Source organism: Enterococcus sp. LJL90, from assembly GCF_056924355.1.
Map to the genome: position 1 here is coordinate 46,124 of NZ_JBXPBQ010000011.1, position 21,014 is coordinate 67,137.

Sequence of the window (21,014 nt, forward strand, 5' to 3'; positions counted from 1 at the left end):
TCTAATAGCCTCTAAAACATCTTCTCTTAAAAAGACAAGCCTACAAAACTCATTCAACTAAAAAGCACCCACTCTTTTTATCTCGAGTGAGTGCTGATTGAACGAAATCACTGAACTTAGCTTATTTCCGTTTCTTTTTCTTCTTTTTATTTTTCTTGACCATCCGATTCATAGCCATTTTCCCAAGCTTACCTTTGACCCCACCGCCGAACATTTGATCCATGCCGGGAATATTATTCATATTGCCTTTAGACATTTGCTGCATCATTTTGCGGGATTCTTTGAATTGCTTAATCATCCGGTTGACTTCGACGACAGAATTCCCAGAACCAGCGGCAATCCGTCGGCGACGACTTGGATTTAATAAATCTGGATTTTCCCGTTCTGCTGGAGTCATCGAAAGGACCATCGCTTTTTTGCGGGCAACATCTTTCGGGTCAACATTGATATTTTCAATGCCGGGCATTTGATTCATGCCGGGAATCATTTTCATCAAATCTTCTAGCGGCCCCATGCTCATAACTTGATCTAATTGTTCGATGAAGTCATTGAAGTCAAAGGAATTTTCCCGCATTTTTTGGGCTAATTCTTCGGCCTTTTTCTCATCGTAATCCTGCTGGGCTTTTTCAATTAAAGTCAGCATATCCCCCATACCGAGAATTCTAGAACTCATTCGATCTGGATGGAAAATTTCTAAATCTGTCAGTTTTTCACCGGAACCGATAAATTTAATTGGTGCACCGGTCACCGAACGAATTGACAGCGCCGCACCACCACGAGTGTCCCCGTCGAGTTTGGTAATGACTACCCCAGTAATACCCAGCTGTTGGTTAAAACTATCTGCTACATTGACAGCATCTTGACCGGTCATCGCATCGACAACCAAAAGAATCTCATTTGGCTGGGCAACTTCTTTGATTTGCTTCAGTTCATCCATCAGCGTTTCATCGATATGCAGGCGACCCGCTGTATCAATGATGACATAATCATTTTTCTTTTCTTCGGCTAACGCCATCCCTTGGCGGACAATTTCCACTGGGCTGACATCGGTACCCATATCAAATACTGGCACATCTAACTGTTGGCCTAAAACCTTCAACTGATCAATCGCCGCTGGCCGATAAACGTCACCAGCAATCATTAAAGGCCGGGCATTTTCCGTTTTGATTAAATGATTGGCAAGTTTTCCGGCAAAGGTTGTTTTACCAGCACCCTGCAACCCAACCATCATAATGACTGTTGGAATTTTAGGTGATTTATTCAAGCCAACGGTTTCTGAGCCGAGGGTTTTGGTTAATTCTTCGTCAACAATTTTGACAATTTGTTGGGCTGGTGACAAGCTGTCTAAAACTTCCACTCCGACTGCCCGTTCGCGAACATTTTTGGTGAATTCCTTCACCACTTGCAAGTTTACATCGGCTTCTAATAGAGCGAGCCGAATTTCTCGCATCATTTCTTTGACATCAGCCTCGCTGACTTTTCCTTTGCGCCGCAGCTTGCTTAAAGCACCCTGCAGGCGTTCTGTTAAACTTTCAAATGCCATGACTTAATTCCATCCTTTATTCGTCAATTTCTTGGATTGCTTCGATAATTTCTTGAATTTTTTGATCTTTTGGATAGGTCTCACTGATGTATTCACTCAGTTTATCTAATAATTCTCCCCGAACGATGTAATCGGAAAACATCGACAGCTTCCGCTCGTAGTCCTCAAGAATTTTTTCCGTACGCTTAATATTATCATAGACGGCTTGGCGACTGACCTGATACTCTTCGGCGATTTCCCCCAACGAAAAATCATCCGCATAATACAGCTCCATATAATTCATCTGCTTTTCAGTCAGCAGTGTCGAATAAAATTCAAATAGCGCATTCATGCGATTTGTTTTTTCAAGCTCCATGGATACTCGCTCCCTCAGTCGTTTTTTTTAGCCAGTCTTCATCAGACAAAACCGTCAAGCCTTGATTGATAAAATAGGCCGTCGCTACGCCAACGCCGGCGACTTTTACACCGGAAAAACTACCGTCATAAATTAGACCGCAGCCGCAACTAGGACTTTTCGCCTTTAAGACCACCGTGGTTATGCTGGCCTCCTGTAATTTTGCAAAAGCTTTGATGGCGCCAGCTTTAAAGCTTTCTGTGACATCTTCGCCGGTTTTTGTCATAACTTTGGCTTGATTTTGCCAAACCGCAAAGCCATCACCGCCGACAATCTCCGCTGGTGTTCGCGGCGTTTGTAAACCGCCGATCACCTCAGGGCAAATCATCACAGCTTCACCTTGTTGAACCAAAGTCTGCAGCTGAGCAACTGGATTACTGCCGCCATCATAGCGACACTTGACTCCGCCCAGACAGCTGCTGATTCCCATGATTGGCTTTTTCATTTTTAGCTGGCCTCCTTGGCTGATCAACGTCTAAAAATTGCTTTTTTATTATAACATTTATTCCCGCTGAACAATAGTCCTACTCTTTACTTCTATGTTAAAATGGGCATAGAACTATCCAGTTTTACTTATTACATTTAAAATTAGTTCAAGTCGAACATAAGGAGTAAATTGAGTGAAGGAAGATGTGAAAAAAGTATTGGTAGTGGATGACGAGCCGTCAATCTCCACTTTACTAAAATTCAATTTGGAAAAAGAAGGCTATCACGTCACCACTGCTGAAAATGGCCGTTCAGCATTGGAGCTAGCGTTGAGTGAACCCTTTGATTTTATTATTTTAGATATCATGCTGCCAGGCTTAGATGGTATGGAAGTCACTAAGCGCTTGCGTCAAGAAAAAATTGATACACCGATTTTGATGCTAACGGCTAAAGACGACCAAATTGACCGCATTTTAGGCTTAGAAATGGGAGCCGATGATTATCTGACCAAGCCCTTCAGCCCAAGGGAAGTTTTAGCCCGCATGAAGGCCATTTTTCGGCGGGTAGAGCCGCGGGAAACGGCATCAGCAGAAAAGCCCTTTGATGAAGAAGAGGAGTGGCTACAGGTGGGCGGTATCAGGGCTGAACTCTCAAATTTCAAAGTGTTAGTTAACAATCAAGAAATCATTTTGACCCCAAAAGAGTTTGAACTTTTGGTTTACTTTATGAAGCGCAAAGACCGGGTAATTGACCGAGATACTTTATTAAATCGAATTTGGCAATTTGATTTTGCCGGACAAAGTCGAATTGTCGATGTCCACGTCTCCCACCTGCGGGAAAAAATCGAAAAAGATCCGAAACATCCAGAATACCTACAAACCGTTCGCGGCTTCGGCTACCGTTTTCAGGAGCCGAAAAAATGAGAACTCAGCGGAAACGTTTTGAGTTTGTCCTCAGTCTAGTCGTCGTCTTACTTTTGTTTATCGGCAGTTGGCTGACCATCAATCATTTCTTTAAAGAAGAAGTCATCCAGCAGCAAACCGAATATTTACAAAAAAACGGCAGCTTGATTGTCACTCAGCTAGAAAATCGAACGATTGATGAAGGCCTTGAGGTGACTGACGAAATCAAACAAATGCTCAATGATTTTGTGACAGATGAGACCGAGCGCATTACCTTGATGGACCGTGACGGCACTATTTTATATGACAGCTACGACCCAACGCTAATGGGAGAGCGCAATGATCGACCAGAGATTCAGGCTATTTTATCTGGAAATTCTTTAGGCTCCTCATTGCGCCAAAGCGCTACTTTAGGAGAAGAATTACTTTATGTTGCTCTGCCAGTTACCCTGGATAATCAGCGCATCGGTATTTTAAGAATCTCTGAGACTACTGTTGGCTTTGCCAGTTCAGCGGAAAATTTTCGGCGATCCATTTTATTCGTGCTGACGATTGCATTTATCATCATCGCCCTGATGGTCCTGTATCTAATCCGCCAAAAAAATCGGCCGATGGAGACTGTTCTGCCGGTCTTAAAAAAAATGGTGGACCATCCCGAAGTTGCCAGTAATATTTTAGAGGCTTCCAATCAATGGGAAGAATTATATTTGACGATTAATCAGCTGAGCGAGAAGATGAGCAGCACTTACTTAGCCTATACCTCCACAGAAAATCAATTTTATACTTTATTAAATGATTTAATGATTGGTGTTTTCATCATTGATGAAGAGGACCAGTTGAAATTTGCGAACCCAAAAATTCGCGAGCATCTGGGTCTCACAGCAATTGATGAAACGACAGTCTACACAGATGTAATTGAAGATCCACAATTAATTCGACTGATTCACCAAGCGACCAGTGAGCATCCCCTCGTCCATGAAATTTTGAAATTAAAATTTCCAAAAGAGCAAGTCTTAGACATTTCTATACGCTATGTCCAAGATGAAAATCAGGCACCGCAACTGATTGGTATTGCCTACGATTTAACCCGCGTCAAGCAGTTAGAAAAATTGCAACGGGATTTTGTCGGCAATGTCTCCCATGAATTAAAGACACCGGTCACTTCTTTGATTGGTTTTACCGAAACTTTATTAGACGGTGCGAAAGATAATCCCGTGACCTTAACTGAATTTTTATTGATTATGCAAAAAGATGCCAAACGGCTACAGCAGCTGATTCAAGAAATTATTCAGCTGTCACAAGATGGTAAAACAGTTCTGGCAGAACCCGAAAGTGTTGAGCTGCATCAATTATTTACGACAATCAGCAGTAATTACCGCCGCAAGATTGCTGAGAAAAATTTGACCATCACGATCGATGGCCCGGAGCCTGCTTATTTTGTGACCCAGCCAAAATTTTTCCAGCCAATTGTTAAAAATTTAATCGAAAATGCCATTAATTACTCCTTTGAAGAAACTACAATTACAATTGCATATCAGCTGACAACCGCCCAGTTAACTTTTTCCATCACAGATATTGGGATTGAAATTGACGAAGAGGAACAAGAACGTATTTTTGAGCGCTTTTATCGCGTCGACAAAGCTCGTGGCCGTGATTCCGGAGGCACCGGTCTTGGTTTAGCAATCGTGCAGGAATATACAACAGCCCTTGGTGGTCACGTTACTGTCAGCAGCCGCATAAAACAAGGAACAATTTTTACTGTCACTCTACCTACTCATTTATAAGGAACACTGTGATGGGAAGGAAATTTTGGCTCTATAATTTATGGGACTGATGAATCAAAATTGATTCTTCAGTCCCATTTTTATTTTTAGGCATTAAAAACATATCGTTCTCTAGTATGATTAAATCACGACAAATAATTAACTGAGAGGACAATATGTTCTATGAATAATTCTATCAAAAAAATGCTTCGGATTACAGATAAACATTTAGAGATTACAGATATTTCTTACGAAACATTAAAGGACAAACAACACATAGTGATCGAAGCGACGCTTTCTCCTCCACCTCATGCTTGTAAAAATTGTGGCTCTTCTGTGACAGATGGCGAAGGGAATATGATTATCGTTAAAAATGGCAAGAAGAAGACAAGGATTCGTTTTGATGAATTCAATCATCTTCCTATGGTCATGCATTTGAAAAAGCAACGCTATACATGCAAAAATTGCCATAGTCACTGGACCGCACAAAGCTATCTGGTGGTACCGAGGCATTCCATAGCGAATCATGTAAAGTATAAAATTATCGCTCTATTGGCTGAGAAGGTTTCCTTAACCTTTATCGCTAAGTTTTGTCACGTCTCTTTATCAACTGTTATTCGTATCTTAAAAGAGCTGAAATGCTACTTACCTAATCATTCAAAAAGGCTCCTTCCGCAAGTTCTCATGGTGGATGAATTTCGTTCCCACACCTCGACTGAAGACAAAATGAGTTTCATTTGTGCCGATGGCACAGATGGCAAGTTAGTGGATATTTTACCCACACGCAAGTTGCCACAGCTAACTTCTTATTTTGAAAAATGTGTCAATCCAGAAGAAGTAAACTATTTAGTGACGGACATGAATGCAGCTTACTTCCAGCTCACAAAAAAGGTCTTTCCAAATGCAAAATTAGTCATTGATTGTTTCCATATCGTCAAACATATGAATCAAACATTCCAAGATTTTCGTATTCAATCAATGAAAAAACTAATTGATACAGGTCATAAAGCTGAAGCACAAAAGTTAAAAACAAACTGGCGCTATCTTACAAAAGATAGACAGACAATTAATCATTTTGAATATAAATCTTGGCGTAGTTTTCGTTTGCCTCGGTATCCTTATCTCACAGAGGCAATGATGATTGACCGATTACTTTCCAGTTCACCGTCTCTTAAAGAAGCTTATGAAGCTTTTCATGAACTACAAGATGCCTTTCGAGGCAAGGACCATGAATTGTTTTTCACTTTATTAAAAGGGCTGCCTGAAACATTGGATTAAGAATTCAGACTAAAACTTCAAAACCTTCTTAACTATGAGGAAGGCATTCGTAACGCCATGATTTATACCTATTCTAATGGTAAAATCGAGGCAAAGAATACGCATATTAAAACACTGAAACGTGTATCTTATGGATTTAAATCATTTGAGAATATGAAAATAAGAATCTTTATGATTAATCAGTTGATTAAAGTAAAATAACCAAAAATCCAAAGTAGAAAGAGTCTGCTTCCTACTTTGGATTCATTTTAATCGAACTCATCAGTCCTTTTTGACAAAGAGCCGAAATTTTTTGTAGCGACAACAAAGTTAGCTTTTTAATCTAACTTTTGGCGTCGTTACAGTTAATTTCCTTTGCATCTTTTTTTTGCAATGCTTTTATTTAAAATTAGTAATGAACTCCTAATTTGTTTAACCAACACGTAAAAAGACGCAACTACCACTTTGGGTACTTGCGTCTTTCAGGTTTTAACAAAACTATTTTCGGGGGTGAAAATTAGTTTAATTCAGTAATATCGCCATCAACAGAACGTTGAACTTGCATTGAATTCACTGGCAGATAGCCTAAATCTTGTACGATACCGTTTTGAACATCATCACTCATGATGTAATCGATAAATGCTTGCACATCTTCATCAGGTTCGCCATTAGTATACATGTGTTCATAAGACCAGATTGTCCAGCTGTTATCTTCAACATTTTCGGCAACTGGTTCAACACCATCAATTGATAAAGCTGTTAAAGAGTCATCAAAGTATGAAAAAGCTAAGTAGCTGATAGCGCCAGGTGTTGAGCTGACAATTTGACGAACTGTACCAGAAGAATCTTGTTCCTGTGATTCAATTGGAGTTGCGCCGTCTAAGCCCCATTTTTCAAAAGTTGAACGCGTACCAGAACCACTAGCCCGGTTAATGACAACGATTTCTTGATCTGCTCCACCGACTTCGCTCCAATTAGTAATTTCGCCGGTAAAGATTTTGACTAAATCATCTTTAGAAAGATCCGTCACACCAACTTCAGAGTTGACAACTGGCCCCATGCCGACAATCGCTACTTGATGGTCCACGATTTTGCTGGCATCCACGCCGTCTTTTTCTTCAGCGAAGACATCAGAGTTCCCAATTGTCACCGCTCCGCTCTCTACTTGGCTCAAGCCAGTTCCGCTGCCGCCGCCTTGAACTGAAATTTGATAGTTTGCATTATTTGCTGCAAATTCTTCCCCAGCTGCTTCGACTAATGGTTGTAACGCTGTTGAACCAACAGCTGTGATTTGAACTGTGTCGCCGCTTCCTGTTGCTGATGACCCACTAGATGAATCGCCGGTTGCTCCTGTTGAACCACAACCTGCTAATAGAACTCCTGCAAATACTAAACTAAAAATTGTTTTTTTCATTATTTTGTTTTCTCCCTTTCTTTATTACAAAACAAAGTTTAGCAAACCCATGTAAAGAGAGAATAGACTTTCTGTAAATTAGCAGTAAACTCGTGTAAATTTTAAGTAAAGAAAACTAGGTCCTCTTTACAATACGAAATTTTCGTATAATTTTTAGGCTGGTGCTATACTCATCTTGTAAGGAAGAGGCTGAGCTATTAGTTGAAACAAAATCGAACTTTACAAACAATAGCTAATAAAAACCGCTTGATATTGTCAATTTGCGAAGAGGACCTACTGGAGCATAGGACCGCATAGACAAATACAATATAGTTGAGGGTTTCATCTGTTAAAAGACTAATATCACAGTCTCAAATAAGCTGAAGGAAGTTGATTTAAATGTTAGAAATCCATTATATCGTTGCCGGAAATGAACAAGTTAAAACCTATAAGAACCCCACTGAGTTTGTCGCTCGTCAACAGCTGGAAGTCCCCGATATTGAAGACTACTACACTATTTCCAAAGTTACTTTAGATGGTCAAGAAGTAGCTCTACCTGAAAAAACAATTGGCGGTTTGTTTAATTTCTATAATAAATAAAAAAAGTGGTGTGTGACTTTAGCTGGTCACACACCATTTTTTTTTCAATCTATTTCTGACTAAATAAATACTCAGCAATTGAGAGCGCCTTGGCACCATAAGCAGTTGCTGGACCGCCCCCCATTAAAATAGCAACCTCAACTGTTTCAGATATTTCTTCGAGAGTTGCGCCGGCTTTGATGGCATCTCTGACATGACCCAAAATACAACCTTCACAACGCACGGAAATGCCAATCGCTAGAGCCATCAATTCTTTAACCTTTGCCGGCAAATGTTTTGGGGCTAATGCTTCTTTGGCTACCTCACTAAATTTCCCCATTAGTTCAGGGGCGTTTCTTCACAAAGCACTTTGGGTTTTCGCTAAATCCTTGTAATCCTCTTTGTAATCCATTTTCATCACTCCTTATAAATTTTCCTTGCTTAAATAGCTAAGGTTTTAAACAAAATCCAAAATTTTAAAAAAAAGATTGAACCAAAATAGCCACCTATTTCAGTTCAATCCGAAGATTTTATTCCGCTAAAAATTCTTCAATAACTTTGACATCATCAAAATCATATTTAATAGTGCCGATAATCTGATAAGTCTCATGGCCTTTACCAGCAATTAGGATAATATCATTTTTATCTGCTGCTGTCAGCGCTTTTTGAATAGCTTTGCGGCGATCAACTTCCGTTTCAAAATCGTCGAAGTCTAATCCTTCAACCATATCATCAATAATCGCCTGAGGATCTTCCGTGCGCGGATTATCTGAAGTGAAGATAACATAGTCACTTAATTTTGCGGCAGCCTGAGCCATTTTAGGCCGCTTCGTTTTATCCCGATCCCCACCAGAACCGACAACTGTGATAATTTTGCCAGTTTTAATCGTGTTTAAAGTGTCTAATACATTTAATAACCCATCTGGTGTATGAGCAAAATCAACAATAATTGTCTTTTCTTGGTCATTAGGCACCAGCTGCATCCGTCCCCGAACACCGGTGAAGGTATTCAACGCTGCCACAATTGTTTCTGGAGCAATCCCTTTAACAATCGTCGCACCAACCGCTGCCAAAACATTGTAAACATTAAAATGACCAATTTGCGGCAAACGAACTGGATAGCTTGCGCCGTTGACTAATAAATCAAAATGAGTTCCATCGACTTTCGTTACAATATTTGCCGCTTGCACATCCCCGACACCATGACAGCCATAGCTGACAATCGTGGCACTAGTCAGAGGCACTAACCGCTCACCATACTCATCATCAATATTAATTACGGCAAATTTTTCTTTGCCGGCATATGAACTGCCCAGCTGAGAGAACAATAAACTTTTTGCTAAGAAATAATTATCCATCGTTTTATGGAAGTCCAAGTGATCTTGGGATAAATTAGTAAAGACTGCCACATCAAAGTCAACGCCCCAAGTCCGCCCTTCATATAAAGCATGGGAGGAGACTTCCATCACACAATCCGTGACCCCTTCATCCCGCATTTCTGCAAATAGACCCTGTAAGGTTACGGCTTCCGGCGTTGTATTGACGGTTTCAATCACTCGGTCACCAACTCGATTATAAAGCGTGCCGATTAGACCAGTTTTACGCCCATCTTCACTTAAGATATGCTCAATCATGTGGGTAACAGTCGTCTTGCCATTAGTACCAGTCACACCATACATCTTTAAAGCTTCACTTGGGTAATCATAAAAGGCCGCTGCCAATTGCGGTAATGCTTTATTGGTATCTTTGACATAGATTACCGGCACCTCTGTTTCAATCGGTTTTTGGGCGACAATTGCAATTGCGCCTTCTTCCACTGCTTGTTTGACAAATTTGTGGCCGTCAACAGTATAGCCCTCAATGCAAACAAATAAAAAACCTTGTTTGGTTTTGCGGGTATCCTGAGCCACGCCTTTAATATCCAACATATCTAGATTTTCTTCAGTGATATTTTCTAGAGAATTGACTAAAACCCGGGACAATAATTCTGATAATCTCATTTCCATTCACCTAATTCTAATTTTTGATTTTTATAGCTTCCATTATACCAAAATTAAAGGGAATGAGTAGTGTTGATTTTTTTCTTGAAAAAGTTTTTAAACCTGGAAAGTTTCATCACAAAATAAAAAACTCAAAAGCCAAGTCACGGGACAGGTGATTAGCTTTTGAGTCGCATAGATTTATTTAATCATACTATGATTTTTAATTGTTTTTTGTTGCCGCGATAACCATGGAAATAGATTCGTGTATAGTACCAAGAAGACGGCGCTGACGATACCACCCTTAATCATATTAAATGGTACAACACCAACTAAAATGTATTGGCCAATGCTCATACCTAGATTAAGACCGAAGAAGTGTAGATACATCGGCGTAATCACAAAATAATTTGCGATACTCATAAAAATAGTTAAGCAAAGGATACCGGTAAATACTCCAGCGGCTTTATTTTTAATTTTGCCCGCACCATGATTAAAGAAATAATACATGGGTAGCGTGAAGACTGTTGTTGCAAGGAAGGATGCTGCATCGCCAATCATATTGGGAACGCTGAATCCTGTAATTGATAAGTGGACGATTGAACGAATCAGTGCCGTTGCAATGCCCGCCATTGGACCAAATAAAAACATACTAATCATCACTGGTAAATCACTAAAATCAATTTTCATAAAACTGAAGGCTGGAATGACTGGAATTTCCAGTACGGTTTGTAACACTGTCGCCATCGCCGCCAACATTGCGACAACCACCATTTTTTGAACACGATTGCTTTTCATTGAAATCCTCCTAGTGCAAGGACTCATCTTCAACGAACCTATCAAATCAGTCGTAAATCAAAATAAAAAACTCCATTTTTTCCACAGGAAAAAATAGAGTTATCTGATTAACAATCTAATTCAAATAAGCCCTATCTTCTTTATCCAGACTATACTGTCGGTATCGGAATTACACCGATTCGGCCGCTTTGGTAAAAAGCAGCTCGTGGACTATAACCACCGGTCGGGAATTACACCCTGCCCCTGAAGACGAACCTCGTTCATATTTTATTTTTATTACATCTTTAATTATACAAGTTGTCCAAAAAATTACAACCTTTTTGTTTCAAAAAAGTGAATTATTTCACTTGCTCCTTAAGTTGGTTGACTTCTTTATGACTTAATTCGCGAAATTGGCCGGTTTGAACTCCCTTAAGTGTCAGCGGACCGTATTGCTCCCGTTTTAATTTTTGAATGGGAAACCCAACTGCCTGCAGCATGTTTTTCACTTGATGGTTGCGGCCTTCGTGGATGGTCAGCTGCACAATACTCGTGCCAGTCTTATGATCGGTAGAAATAATATCAAAACGTGCCGGCGCTGTTTTCTTCCCTTCGATGCGCACACCTCGGGTTAAAGGCATCAAGTCTGGCTTAGTTGCAATGCCTTTGACTTTTGCCACATAGACCTTGTCGACTTCATGTTTCGGATGGGTTAATAAATTGGCCAGCTCGCCATCGTTGGTTAATAATAACAATCCAGTTGTATCATAATCCAAACGCCCCACTGGATAAATCCGACGCGTTTCATCTGGAATCAAATCAGTGACAACTTTGCGTTCCTTGTCATCTGTAACTGACGAGATATAGCCGCGAGGTTTATTTAGTAAATAATAAACGTAATCTTCTTGAGTAATCGGCACCCCATCGACTTCTACTTGATCACCTTTTGCGACTTGGACACCAAGCTCGGTCACTAATTTGCCGTTAACTTTGACCCGTCCTTGTAAAATATATTCTTCAGCTTTGCGTCGTGAAGCGATACCCGCATGAGCGATAACTTTTTGTAATCTTTCCATATTCATTTTCCTCCTCAGGAATTTTATTGCGTTTTGTTTTTATTCTTCCTCAGAAGTTTCTTCAAGTAGGTCAGATTCGAGCGGGTCCTTTTTGCTCGCCACTGTCTGAATAGAATTTGCTGTGTCAGAGGCATTGGCTTTGTCCGTAACATTTTTTGTAGTATCCTCGTCAGCCACATTCTCGGCAATTTCGGTTCCATCGGTTGTATCAGAGTTTATTTCTTCTGCCACAGCAGTAGTAGTTTGTTCATCCTTCACTGCGTCCTCTTCATAAGCTAAGTCGCTTTTATTATAGCGCTCAAAGAATAAATCAAAGGGCATCTCTGCCTCCAATTGTTCTTCCATACCATCGATAGGCGGTAATTCCTCCAAAGATTTTAGCGCAAAATAGTCCATAAAGAACTCCGTTGTCCCATATAAAATTGCTCGACCGGGGCCCTCCACACGACCTTTTTCTGCGATTAATTGATTAGCTACTAACTTTTGAACGGCCCCGCTGGATTGAACTCCGCGGATTTCATCAATCTGCACCCGGGTAATCGGCTGTTTGTAGGCGATGATCGATAATGTTTCCAAAGCCGCTTGGGATAATTTATTGGAAGCAGGGGATTGAGCATAGCGCTTCAACAGCGGCGACATTTCTTTTTTAGTCGTCAAGATAAAATGATTGCCGGTTTCTAAAATATTCAACGCACTGTTTTTATTCTCATAATACAACTGCTTTAACTCATCTAAAGACTGATAGACATCGGCAGTATCTATTTCCAACAGATAACTAAGTTCCTCTAAGCCAATGCCCTCCTCACCGACGACAAATAGCAGGGCTTCCAAATCTCGTAATTTACTCATTTTCTATACTCCTATCAATCGGAAAAAGGGTAATTTGACTATAATTTCCCGATTGTTCAGCGCGAATCACGCCGCCTTTCATCAATTCCAAAAGAGCCATAAAAGTTGTTACAATGTCAGCTTTGGTAAAACTAGTAAAAAATGTTTCAAATTTCTGACCGGTCTTGGGCACTTTTTTTAACTTGGTTTCAATATAAGCCATCTTTGCTTCAATCGAAATATTATCCGAGGTAATGGTGGTTTCCAACGGCTGCTTTTTCCGACGTTTTTCCAGCATTTGATGGAAGGCAAAAAACAGGTCTATTGTGTTCAATTGGACTGTTGGCCGCTGATCTGGTTTTTCTTGATAAGAAGAAATATCCATCGGTTCTTTAGTAAAATACAAACTGCGTTCTTCGGCCTTTTCAGAAAGGACCTCCGCTGCATATTTAAATTTGCGATACTCCAAGAGTTGCGCCACTAAAGCATCCCGCGGATCTTCCCCTTCGATTTCTTCATCGGGATCAATTTCCAATTCGGGTTTTGGCAGCAGCATTTGACTTTTAATCGCCATCAAAGTTGCCGCCATCACGATATACTCGCCAGCCAATTCCAATTCCAAGGTTTTCATCGTATGAATATAATGCATATATTGTTCCGTTACCTCGGCAATCGGAATATCATAAATATCAATTTCAAATTTTTTGATTAAATGTAAAAGCAGATCCAGGGGACCTTCAAATACATCTAATTTTACTTTTATTTCTTCCACAGTAAACTCCTTTTGGGCTTGGGACTATTGCAACCTTCAAGCCCGCGGAAAATATTCTTTATAGACATCTGTCATTCGTTTTTTGGTAATATGCGTATAAATTTGCGTCGTAGAGATATCAGCATGACCTAACAGCTCCTGTACCGTCCGCAAGTCAGCTCCATTTTCCAGTAAATGGGTAGCAAAACTATGGCGTAAAGTATGGGGCGTGACTGTTTTCGTGATGCCCGCCTCCCGCACTAGCGCCTTTAAATTTTTCCAGATACCTTGCCGCGATAATCCCGTTCCATGACTGTTAACAAAAAGAAAAGTTTCATCAGGATGCTTTTTGGTTAAGAGCGGACGAGCTTCCTGTAGGTAACGCTCCACCCAGTGAATCGCATAATCCCCTAGTGGAATAATTCTTTCTTTATCGCCTTTACCAATCGTTTGAATTAAACCCATCGCCAAATGTAAATTGCCTAAGCGCAGGCCAATTAATTCACTCACCCGCAAACCGGTGGCGTACATTACTTCTAAAATGGCCCGGTCACGAATTCCTAATGTTTTGGTTGTATCCGGCGTTTCAATCAACCGTTCAACCTCTTCAATGCTAAGAGTATTGGGTAATTTTTGATTTTTTTTTGGTGAATCAATGTGTTGCATCGGATCGTGATCGACAAAACGCTCCTGCCGCAAAAATTGATGAAAACGCCGCAAGGTTGAGACCATACGGGTAATCGAAGCCGCAGCCAAACCATCTTCTTTTAATTTTTGCAAAAAATCTAGCACCACAAAGCGGTCAACCGCTGACCAAGTCGCAATGTTTTTTTCCTGCAGGAACTGATAATAATGTTGCAAATCTCGTTGATAACTGACACGAGTATTTAGCGACAAGCCCCGCTCAATCGTCAAATAGTGCAAATAATCTTTAATCTGATCCTCCAACGCCTTCACCACCTTCAACCTTTCTATTTTAGCAAAAAAAAGTCAAAAAAAATAGCACCCTCAACGATTTGTCGGCAAATAAAAACATCTGCCTGAATTAGACAGATGCCTCTTGCGTTTTTGCAGCTAATTTCGCCGCTGCTTGTTTTTGCTGGCAATCTTGACAAATACCGTGGAAGGTTAGCCGATGATCTTTCACAAGAAAATGAAAACGCTCCTCGACAATTTGTTCAACACCTAAAAGTAAGTCTTCTTCCACCTCTTGAATATTTCCACATTCTAAACATAAAAGATGATGATGGAAATGTTGGGCGCCCTCTTTTCGCAAATCATAACGGGCCAAGCCATCATTGAAGCTGACCTTATCGACAATTTTTAAATCCGTTAAAATTTCTAAAGTCCGATAGACGGTGGCTAAACCAATCTCAGAATTTTTTTGTTTGACTAAAAAATAAATTTCTTCGGCAGACATATGATCTTTTTCATTTTCAAGAAGTACCAGTAAGGTGGCTTCTCGCTGAGGAGTCAACTTAAAGCCTGATTCATGCAATTGTTTTTTGGTTTTTTTCAAGGCTAATGCTGTATTCATCTTTCTCCTCCGGTTTCCAGATTATAATTATTTTAAATTAATTCGAATAATCTCGTTGATAGATTAAAACAATTATAAAATAAGCGCTGATAAATAGCAAGCAATTCTCAATTAGATTTTTCAATTAAAATAGTGAAGCCGTCTTCTTGTTTGATTTTTTTATTCTTCAATAAATTGCCAATAGCTCGCTTGAATTGGCCTTTACTGATGCCAAAGGTCCGTTTAATTTCTTCGGGATCAGATTTATCTGTAAAGGGAATTCGTTTTTCAGCCGAACGCTCTAAGACCACCAAAATCATGGCCGCATCATCACTAATTGTTTCATGAGCCCGTGGTTTTAAGGACATGTTTAAAACACCATCCGGGCGCACACCAATCACTCGCCCTTCCACCACTTGACCTAAGCGGGGTTCAGTAAAGCGTTCTGAAGGATGTACAAAACCGATATAAAAATCATCGGTTAGCAAATAGCTGCCGATTAATTTCAAACGATAGATGGTTCCTTTAATGTCTTTATTTTTCAGTTCCTCGGTCCCCCGACGGCTCATTGCGGTAAACATTTTCTCCTCAGCTAATGTTGCCCAGATGCGATCTTTGGCATCAACTTTTAAACCGACCATTAAACGATCGCCAGTTTTAGGCCATAATTCCCGCATCGTTGGCAGCTCGTCTAAGGAAACAACCACATCTTTATCTGGTAAGCCAATATCCACAAAGGCCCCTAAATCTTTTCTTGTGCCCGTCACTTCGCCAAAGGCATACTTGCCAATGCCGGCAGCCGGAATTTTCGTTGTGATAGCTGCCTGATGCTTTTGATTAATAAAGCCAAAGCCCTCTACTGCATCCCCAAGTTGGTGGCTGCCTTCTTTTTTATCTAATTGAAAAGTCATCCCATTTTTTTGTAGAAAATAATAGTCTTCATTTTCATCGGTAATCAGTCCAGTGAAGACCGTCGCTAACAATTCGTTCATTTTTAATCCTCCGCTTTTATAAAATAAATCTCAATAAGGCAATCGTCACAATCCCGACAATCACCGTTTTCATCAAATCCTTAGTCCGCATTGCAACAATTAAAGTCGGCAGACAAGCCAGAAATTCTAAGCCCTTTAAGCCTGGAAAGGCGCCTTCTCGATAATCCAGAACACTTTGCAGCAGCAACGCTGTTAAAATACACAGGGGCAGGTAGCTTAAAAATCTTTCTAGCCAGTTGGGGAAGACCATTTTTTTAGAAATTACAAATGGCACGACCCGTGGTATCCAAGTCACTATACAACAGCCCACCAACATAATCAAAAAATAATTACTCATCGCCGGTCACCGTCCCTACTAAACAACCGATTAAAGTCGCTAAAATGACAGCTAATTCTGCTGAGACAAAGGCCATCGCCACATATAAACTAACACAAACAACTAAAATAATCATCAAGGTTTGTCTGGTTTTTTGTTTGAGGGGCGTTACGGCCTGTAGGGCAAACAAGCCGACAAACATCGCAGTCAAGGCAAAGTCTAAGCCTAATATTTCTGGATCAGGTAAAATCCCCCCTAAAAAGCCGCCTAAGCCGGTTGCTAAAATCCAAGCCAAATAAGCTGTGACATTTAACCCATTGGTCCAGGCTACTGAAACCTGATTGCCTTTACTGATTACCGTTGCCAAAACTCCGTAAGACTCATCCGTCAGCAAAGTCCCAATGCCGATACTTTCTAACAAAGGGGCTTTTTTAAAATGATTGGCCACCGACATGCTCATCAAAAAATGCCGTAGATTCACTAAAAAAGTCGTTAAAATAATGGCTAAAACTGGTGTCTGAAGCGCTAGCATGCCGCTAATTATAAATTGAGCACTGCCTGCGTAAATAAAAACCGACATCAGCATAATTTCCATGACGGATAAACCGACACCTTTTCCGACGACGCCAGCGGCAATCCCAATGCCGATGTAGCCTAAAACAGTTGGCAGACAATCTTTAATTCCCTGTTGAAACGTTTGATACTCCTTTGTTATCTCCATTTAAACAACCCTCTTCTTCCCGTTATTTCCATATATTACCGAAGAAAGATGGTGTGTGCAAGAAAAAACCGATCAGATTTTCACAAAAAGAAAAGACCGCAACATCAGCCCAGACAACAGATAATAACCAATTGCTCCATTTACCAGGCTGTCTACTTCTTTTAAGGTAAAAACATCCATAAGCAGCCCTTGTGTTAGCTATCTATTTTGACTAATGTCACGATCTTTAAACTTATATTTAATTCACTCTGGTGTTGGGACCACCAGGACCATTTCCTTTAAACCAACTTGTCTTACAGTTAACTGTGACTAGATAGGTTCTGGAGCCGTTGCTTTCAACACGATATAGATTATAAAAGCCATCGCCATCCACAATTAAGGCCGGTTCAAACGCATAATTATCACCGCTGAAATAGCCTCGTTCACGGCAGACATTCAAAACTTTTTCTTGAATGCCACTGCCCCAAGTCCAAGCACTATCTGTTGTGTTGGCAATGTCAGTCGGATTTGATTCGACAATCGGTTGACCATTATCATTCATCACAAAACCAACTAACGCGCCGCCGTCACCAACCGTATAAGATGTGTTTCCGGAATAGGATGGTGTGCTGGCCGCATTTGAGCCGCTAGCTGAGTTTGAACCAGAGCTGCCACTACTTGAGCCAGAGCTTGCAGAGCCGCCAGAGGTTGAACCGCTGGCACTTTCTGATGAACTGCTGCCACCAGAAGTCGTACCAGAATCGCTAGCCGTGCTACCTCCGTTATTATCGCCTTCATTTGTTGCGCCGTTTAAAGCAGTGTTGACTTCTTCTAATTGGCTCAATAAATCTGTCACCAATTCTTGATTTTGAACGGCTGCCACAGCTGCTGCAGCGTTGTTAAATTGTTCCGTTGTGGCACCACTGACGACTGCGCCATCAGCATAGACAACTGCCACTGCTTGAATAGCAGCCTGTAGGGTTTGATATTGACTATTAGCTTCAGCTAAAGCTTGATTCAATAAGGTACTCAAGCCATCTGTTCCGCTAGCTTCGGTAACTGTAATCGGACTATTAGAAGCTAATAAAGGATTTTCAGCCAAAGCATCGCCATTAATAATTGGCGTGGTGAATAAATTATTGATACTGCGAATGCTGCTGACTTTTTCTGCTACTTGATCATAATCAGCAACTAAAGCGTCGTAACGATCTGAGCTTTCATATTCATCAATGCTTGCCTTCAAGCTGTCTAAATCATTGCTGACCATCTCAGGATTAATAAACTCTTGGCTATCATCTGTATAATAATCTGCCAATTGTGTTTCCAAGTCATCAATTGCATTGGTAATCGACTCTTGAGTGGCTTGCTCTTGATTCGCTGCATTTTGCTGATAGGCATAGCCAGCACCAACTGCTCCTAATAAAACAACTGCCGCAACTCCAGCATAAATCCATTTTTTCCGATTAGCACTACTGGTACGTTTCGGAATAGCATCCTCTGTCACAGTCTCAGAAGCTTTGCGTTTAGGCTGTTTATCAGAATCATTGTCTGAAGCTTTGCCCATCTTCTCAATCTTACGCTCAGAATCAGCTTTCCGTTCAGGGAAAACCGATTTTTCTGGTGCTGAGCTTGGTTTTTGCGGTGTTTCTGTTGATTCAATTGGCGTTGGTGTCGCATCATCCATCGGCTGCTGCGCCTCTGCCTCAGCTTTGGCCTGCTCTCTAGCCAGACGAGCTTGTTCCCGTTCTGCTGCAATCCGGGCATCCTCAGCTTCTTTTTCTTGAATCAAACGTTCAAATTCTTTTTCACGTTTGACGGTCTCCGCATTTTCGACGGCTTGGGCCACTCGTTTCACCTTGGCTTTTTCCGCTTCTTCGGTTGCTTTTTTTGCTGCCGCTTCTTTGGCAGCAATTTCGGCTAACTCAGCCTCAACCTTCGCTTTTTCAATGGCCAATTCTTTTTCGCCAAAAACTGGTAGCTTGTCTTTAATTGAAAACTTAGGTGCTTGATCAGCCGATGTCTCTGACTTGTCAGCCGCCGACTCTTCCTGAGATTCCTCAGGTGTGACAGATGCAACCTGGTCGGTATCAGATAAATCTTGGATATTCACCTGTAAATTTTTATCTGTTTTCTTCGCTAGAGTATCGCCTTTTGGCTCGTTGTTCTCATTTTGAAGAGGTTCAACTGTTGGCTTTTGTTCAGAAGATTCGCTTGTTTCACTGGCTTCTGTTACAGAGTCCTCAGTTTCAGCAGCTACTTCGCTATTTTGCTCATCGCTGTCATCTGAAGCTGAACCTACTGAATTACCCTCTTCAACTGATGCAGAACTTTCCTCTGAAACTTCTTGAACATCTTTTACATCCGTAATTTCAGTCATTTCTACTGCTTGACTGTCATTGTCTGTCTCGTTAACTGCTACAATCTCTTCACTACTGATTTCTGCTGAACCTGAAGGAGTGAGGGATTGTTCTTTTTCAGCCACTTCTTCATCGAGCTTAGCTTCTAAACTACTTTGACGATTCTGAGCGGCTTGCTCTTCTTCAATTTCAGCAACTTCTTCGGCAGTATATTCATGGCGATGTTCCTTCATGTACTGGGCTAAGATATGGTTCGCTGACTCTTCTTCAGTATCCTGCTCACTTTGCCGCATTTGAGCTTGGGCGACAATTTCTTTGGCTGTCAGTTTTTTAGGCTTTGCTGATGCTCTGTCAGCTGGCTTGGGCTCTGATTTTGCGCCCCGCTTTTCCAGATTAGCAGTTTCTTCGGTTTCTTCTTCCACAGAAACCTCTGGAGAAAATTTGCTTAAGCCGTTTTCATTAGCGGCGGATTCTTTAGTTTCAGAATCATTTAAGTCTTCATCAAGAATTTCTTTAACAGAACCAATTGGCATCTCTTCAAATTCAGACCACTGAATATCATCATTAATCGGTGTTTCTTTCATTTCAGAGTCTTTGTCTGAATTAGGATCGTTTGGCGCTTTTGACTCAAGATTATCTTGGGCAGCCTTTGTATCAGTCTTAGATGCATCGGTTTGATTTTTATCGGTCTTATCAGCAGCTGTTTTGTTTTCTTCTGACTTCAATTCCTCTGGAGTCTTCGCTGCAGCTTTCTTTTTCTTCTTACTCATCTGGCGGAGTTCACCTTCTTTTTGATTTTCTACTATATTATTTTGGCTATGATGTTCCACTGGCTGCCCATTCTTACTGTTAGCAGCTTCTTGCATCCCACCAAACAAGCCGGGGGGATTCGTTTGAATAACATCCGCTTTTTCCCTGCTATCTGCTTCTTCAGCAAAAAGAGTTGGCGGATAAAGTTTGCGTTTAACAGGCAGTCTGTTTACCGGCAGGTGCTCAAATAGTGCTTTTTGGGCGGAAATCATTTGGGCAGCCAAGGTAATGTCTGCTGCATTATGTACCAAATCAACTTTTTCTGACTCTTCAGTTTTCTTAACCTTTTGCCCATCAGAAAATTTTGCTGACGGTCGATTGCCCACACGTTTATGAGGATTAATTGCGATTTTTTCAGGTAAATCGGTGGGCGCTGTATCCTGCAGACTATTTAATAAACTGCTGGCTTGGATCAGATCGTTATCTGACCAAGAGACTTGATCAGGAGTCGGCGCTGGCTTAGTCACTGCTGGAGCAGCTGGCTTAATTTCGCTGAGGACTTCATTGTCATCAGCCGCCGTTAATTCCCATAAAGGATAGCCGCAAATCGGACAGTAAGCTAAATCGCCAGAATATTCATAACCACAGGCTGGGCAATAATTATCCTGCAACACTATGCGCTCCCCTCATCACTAATTTTTAATGTAGCATAGTT

18 protein-coding genes, 2 pseudogenes and 1 riboswitch are annotated in these 21,014 nt (G+C 40.9%); of the genes and pseudogenes, 4 read left to right on the top strand and 16 right to left on the bottom strand.

Features of this window, described 5'->3' with window-relative positions:
• Positions 1–121: 121 nt before the first annotated feature.
• From ffh to AC1Z3S_RS17780, 3 genes are read right to left on the bottom strand one after another with little or no spacing between them, the layout of a single operon-like run.
• Positions 122–1,543, bottom strand: coding sequence for a signal recognition particle protein (ffh, locus tag AC1Z3S_RS17770; protein ID WP_461741475.1), 1,422 nt, complete (start codon positions 1,541–1,543; stop codon positions 122–124).
• A gap of 16 nt (positions 1,544–1,559) precedes the next feature.
• The gene (locus tag AC1Z3S_RS17775) at positions 1,560–1,898 is read right to left on the bottom strand and encodes a putative DNA-binding protein (RefSeq protein WP_461741476.1); all 339 of its coding nucleotides are present in this window, start codon (positions 1,896–1,898) and stop codon (positions 1,560–1,562) included.
• Positions 1,888–2,370 carry a 2-thiouracil desulfurase family protein gene (locus AC1Z3S_RS17780; protein ID WP_461737487.1) on the bottom strand — a complete coding sequence of 161 codons (483 nt, stop codon included), beginning with the start codon at positions 2,368–2,370 and terminating at the stop codon, positions 1,888–1,890. The genes AC1Z3S_RS17775 and AC1Z3S_RS17780 overlap by 11 nt, the downstream gene beginning before the upstream one ends.
• 199 nt (positions 2,371–2,569) lie before the next feature.
• On the opposite strand from AC1Z3S_RS17780, the gene AC1Z3S_RS17785 reads away from it, so the two are divergent.
• From AC1Z3S_RS17785 to AC1Z3S_RS17795, 3 genes and pseudogenes are all read left to right on the top strand, one after another.
• Positions 2,570–3,286 (top strand): response regulator transcription factor, encoded by a 717-nt coding sequence (locus AC1Z3S_RS17785; protein WP_461741499.1) that lies wholly within the window; start codon positions 2,570–2,572, stop codon positions 3,284–3,286.
• A complete protein-coding gene (locus AC1Z3S_RS17790) occupies positions 3,283–5,049 on the top strand; it encodes a sensor histidine kinase (RefSeq protein WP_461741477.1) in 1,767 nt (588 codons plus the stop codon). The genes AC1Z3S_RS17785 and AC1Z3S_RS17790 overlap by 4 nt, the downstream gene beginning before the upstream one ends.
• A gap of 162 nt (positions 5,050–5,211) precedes the next feature.
• A pseudogene (locus AC1Z3S_RS17795) lies at positions 5,212–6,507 on the top strand (ISL3 family transposase).
• Between the two features lie 295 nt (positions 6,508–6,802).
• Here the strand turns inward: AC1Z3S_RS17795 and AC1Z3S_RS17800 are convergent.
• Positions 6,803–7,699, bottom strand: a complete 897-nt coding sequence (locus AC1Z3S_RS17800) for a phosphate ABC transporter substrate-binding protein PstS family protein (RefSeq protein WP_461741478.1) — start codon at positions 7,697–7,699, stop codon at positions 6,803–6,805.
• 378 nt (positions 7,700–8,077) lie between these two features.
• On the opposite strand from AC1Z3S_RS17800, the gene AC1Z3S_RS17805 reads away from it, so the two are divergent.
• The gene (locus AC1Z3S_RS17805; protein ID WP_461741479.1) at positions 8,078–8,278 is read left to right on the top strand and encodes a hypothetical protein; all 201 of its coding nucleotides are present in this window, start codon (positions 8,078–8,080) and stop codon (positions 8,276–8,278) included.
• A 49-nt stretch (positions 8,279–8,327) separates the two neighbouring features.
• Here the strand turns inward: AC1Z3S_RS17805 and AC1Z3S_RS17810 are convergent, their stop codons facing one another.
• The 12 genes and pseudogenes from AC1Z3S_RS17810 to AC1Z3S_RS17865 all read right to left on the bottom strand — a co-directional run bounded on the left by AC1Z3S_RS17810 (position 8,328) and on the right by AC1Z3S_RS17865 (position 20,973).
• Positions 8,328–8,597: a carboxymuconolactone decarboxylase family protein gene (locus AC1Z3S_RS17810; RefSeq protein ID WP_461741480.1), complete on the bottom strand. Its 270-nt coding sequence runs from the start codon at positions 8,595–8,597 to the stop codon at positions 8,328–8,330.
• A gap of 190 nt (positions 8,598–8,787) precedes the next feature.
• Positions 8,788–10,257 (bottom strand): UDP-N-acetylmuramoyl-L-alanyl-D-glutamate--2,6-diaminopimelate ligase, encoded by a 1,470-nt coding sequence (locus tag AC1Z3S_RS17815; protein ID WP_461741481.1) that lies wholly within the window; start codon positions 10,255–10,257, stop codon positions 8,788–8,790.
• A gap of 180 nt (positions 10,258–10,437) precedes the next feature.
• A complete protein-coding gene (locus AC1Z3S_RS17820) occupies positions 10,438–11,034 on the bottom strand; it encodes an ECF transporter S component (protein WP_461741482.1) in 597 nt (198 codons plus the stop codon).
• A 129-nt stretch (positions 11,035–11,163) separates the two neighbouring features.
• Positions 11,164–11,289, bottom strand: a riboswitch (FMN riboswitch).
• Positions 11,290–11,372: 83 nt separating this feature from the next.
• Positions 11,373–12,089, bottom strand: a complete 717-nt coding sequence (locus AC1Z3S_RS17825; RefSeq protein WP_461741483.1) for a pseudouridine synthase — start codon at positions 12,087–12,089, stop codon at positions 11,373–11,375.
• Between the two features lie 279 nt (positions 12,090–12,368).
• Positions 12,369–12,938, bottom strand: a pseudogene (gene scpB / locus AC1Z3S_RS17830) (SMC-Scp complex subunit ScpB); the annotation flags it as partial.
• Positions 12,931–13,689 (bottom strand): segregation/condensation protein A, encoded by a 759-nt coding sequence (locus tag AC1Z3S_RS17835; RefSeq protein WP_461741484.1) that lies wholly within the window; start codon positions 13,687–13,689, stop codon positions 12,931–12,933. The gene AC1Z3S_RS17835 and the pseudogene scpB, both read right to left, overlap by 8 nt.
• 36 nt (positions 13,690–13,725) lie before the next feature.
• Positions 13,726–14,616, bottom strand: coding sequence for a site-specific tyrosine recombinase XerD (gene xerD, locus AC1Z3S_RS17840; protein WP_461741485.1), 891 nt, complete (start codon positions 14,614–14,616; stop codon positions 13,726–13,728).
• 97 nt (positions 14,617–14,713) lie between these two features.
• Positions 14,714–15,205 carry a ferric iron uptake transcriptional regulator gene (gene fur, locus AC1Z3S_RS17845; RefSeq protein WP_461741486.1) on the bottom strand — a complete coding sequence of 164 codons (492 nt, stop codon included), beginning with the start codon at positions 15,203–15,205 and terminating at the stop codon, positions 14,714–14,716.
• Positions 15,206–15,312: 107 nt separating this feature from the next.
• Positions 15,313–16,176: a CvfB family protein gene (locus tag AC1Z3S_RS17850; RefSeq protein WP_461737206.1), complete on the bottom strand. Its 864-nt coding sequence runs from the start codon at positions 16,174–16,176 to the stop codon at positions 15,313–15,315.
• A 16-nt stretch (positions 16,177–16,192) separates the two neighbouring features.
• On the bottom strand, positions 16,193–16,513 hold the full coding sequence (locus AC1Z3S_RS17855) for an AzlD domain-containing protein (RefSeq protein WP_461741487.1): 321 nt from the start codon (positions 16,511–16,513) through the stop codon (positions 16,193–16,195).
• On the bottom strand, positions 16,506–17,213 hold the full coding sequence (locus tag AC1Z3S_RS17860; protein ID WP_461741488.1) for an AzlC family ABC transporter permease: 708 nt from the start codon (positions 17,211–17,213) through the stop codon (positions 16,506–16,508). Before AC1Z3S_RS17860 ends, AC1Z3S_RS17855 begins: the two co-directional genes overlap by 8 nt.
• Before the next feature lie 238 nt (positions 17,214–17,451).
• Positions 17,452–20,973, bottom strand: coding sequence for a cell division site-positioning protein MapZ family protein (locus AC1Z3S_RS17865; protein WP_461741489.1), 3,522 nt, complete (start codon positions 20,971–20,973; stop codon positions 17,452–17,454).
• Positions 20,974–21,014 lie beyond the last annotated feature (41 nt).

Excerpts from the sequence above, each read along its gene's own strand:
- AC1Z3S_RS17825 (WP_461741483.1), bottom strand. The coding sequence starts at position 12,089 with ATGGAAAGATTACAAAAAGTTATCGCTCATGCGGGTATCGCTTCACGA.
- AC1Z3S_RS17790 (WP_461741477.1), top strand. The coding sequence starts at position 3,283 with ATGAGAACTCAGCGGAAACGTTTTGAGTTTGTCCTCAGTCTAGTCGTC.
- AC1Z3S_RS17775 (WP_461741476.1), bottom strand. The coding sequence starts at position 1,898 with ATGGAGCTTGAAAAAACAAATCGCATGAATGCGCTATTTGAATTTTAT.
- AC1Z3S_RS17815 (WP_461741481.1), bottom strand. The coding sequence starts at position 10,257 with ATGAGATTATCAGAATTATTGTCCCGGGTTTTAGTCAATTCTCTAGAA.
- fur (WP_461741486.1), bottom strand. The coding sequence starts at position 15,205 with ATGAATACAGCATTAGCCTTGAAAAAAACCAAAAAACAATTGCATGAA.
- ffh (WP_461741475.1), bottom strand. The coding sequence starts at position 1,543 with ATGGCATTTGAAAGTTTAACAGAACGCCTGCAGGGTGCTTTAAGCAAG.
- AC1Z3S_RS17855 (WP_461741487.1), bottom strand. The coding sequence starts at position 16,513 with ATGAGTAATTATTTTTTGATTATGTTGGTGGGCTGTTGTATAGTGACT.
- AC1Z3S_RS17850 (WP_461737206.1), bottom strand. The coding sequence starts at position 16,176 with ATGAACGAATTGTTAGCGACGGTCTTCACTGGACTGATTACCGATGAA.
- AC1Z3S_RS17805 (WP_461741479.1), top strand. The coding sequence starts at position 8,078 with ATGTTAGAAATCCATTATATCGTTGCCGGAAATGAACAAGTTAAAACC.
- AC1Z3S_RS17810 (WP_461741480.1), bottom strand. The coding sequence starts at position 8,597 with ATGGGGAAATTTAGTGAGGTAGCCAAAGAAGCATTAGCCCCAAAACAT.
- AC1Z3S_RS17800 (WP_461741478.1), bottom strand. The coding sequence starts at position 7,699 with ATGAAAAAAACAATTTTTAGTTTAGTATTTGCAGGAGTTCTATTAGCA.
- AC1Z3S_RS17820 (WP_461741482.1), bottom strand. The coding sequence starts at position 11,034 with ATGAAAAGCAATCGTGTTCAAAAAATGGTGGTTGTCGCAATGTTGGCG.
- AC1Z3S_RS17860 (WP_461741488.1), bottom strand. The coding sequence starts at position 17,213 with ATGGAGATAACAAAGGAGTATCAAACGTTTCAACAGGGAATTAAAGAT.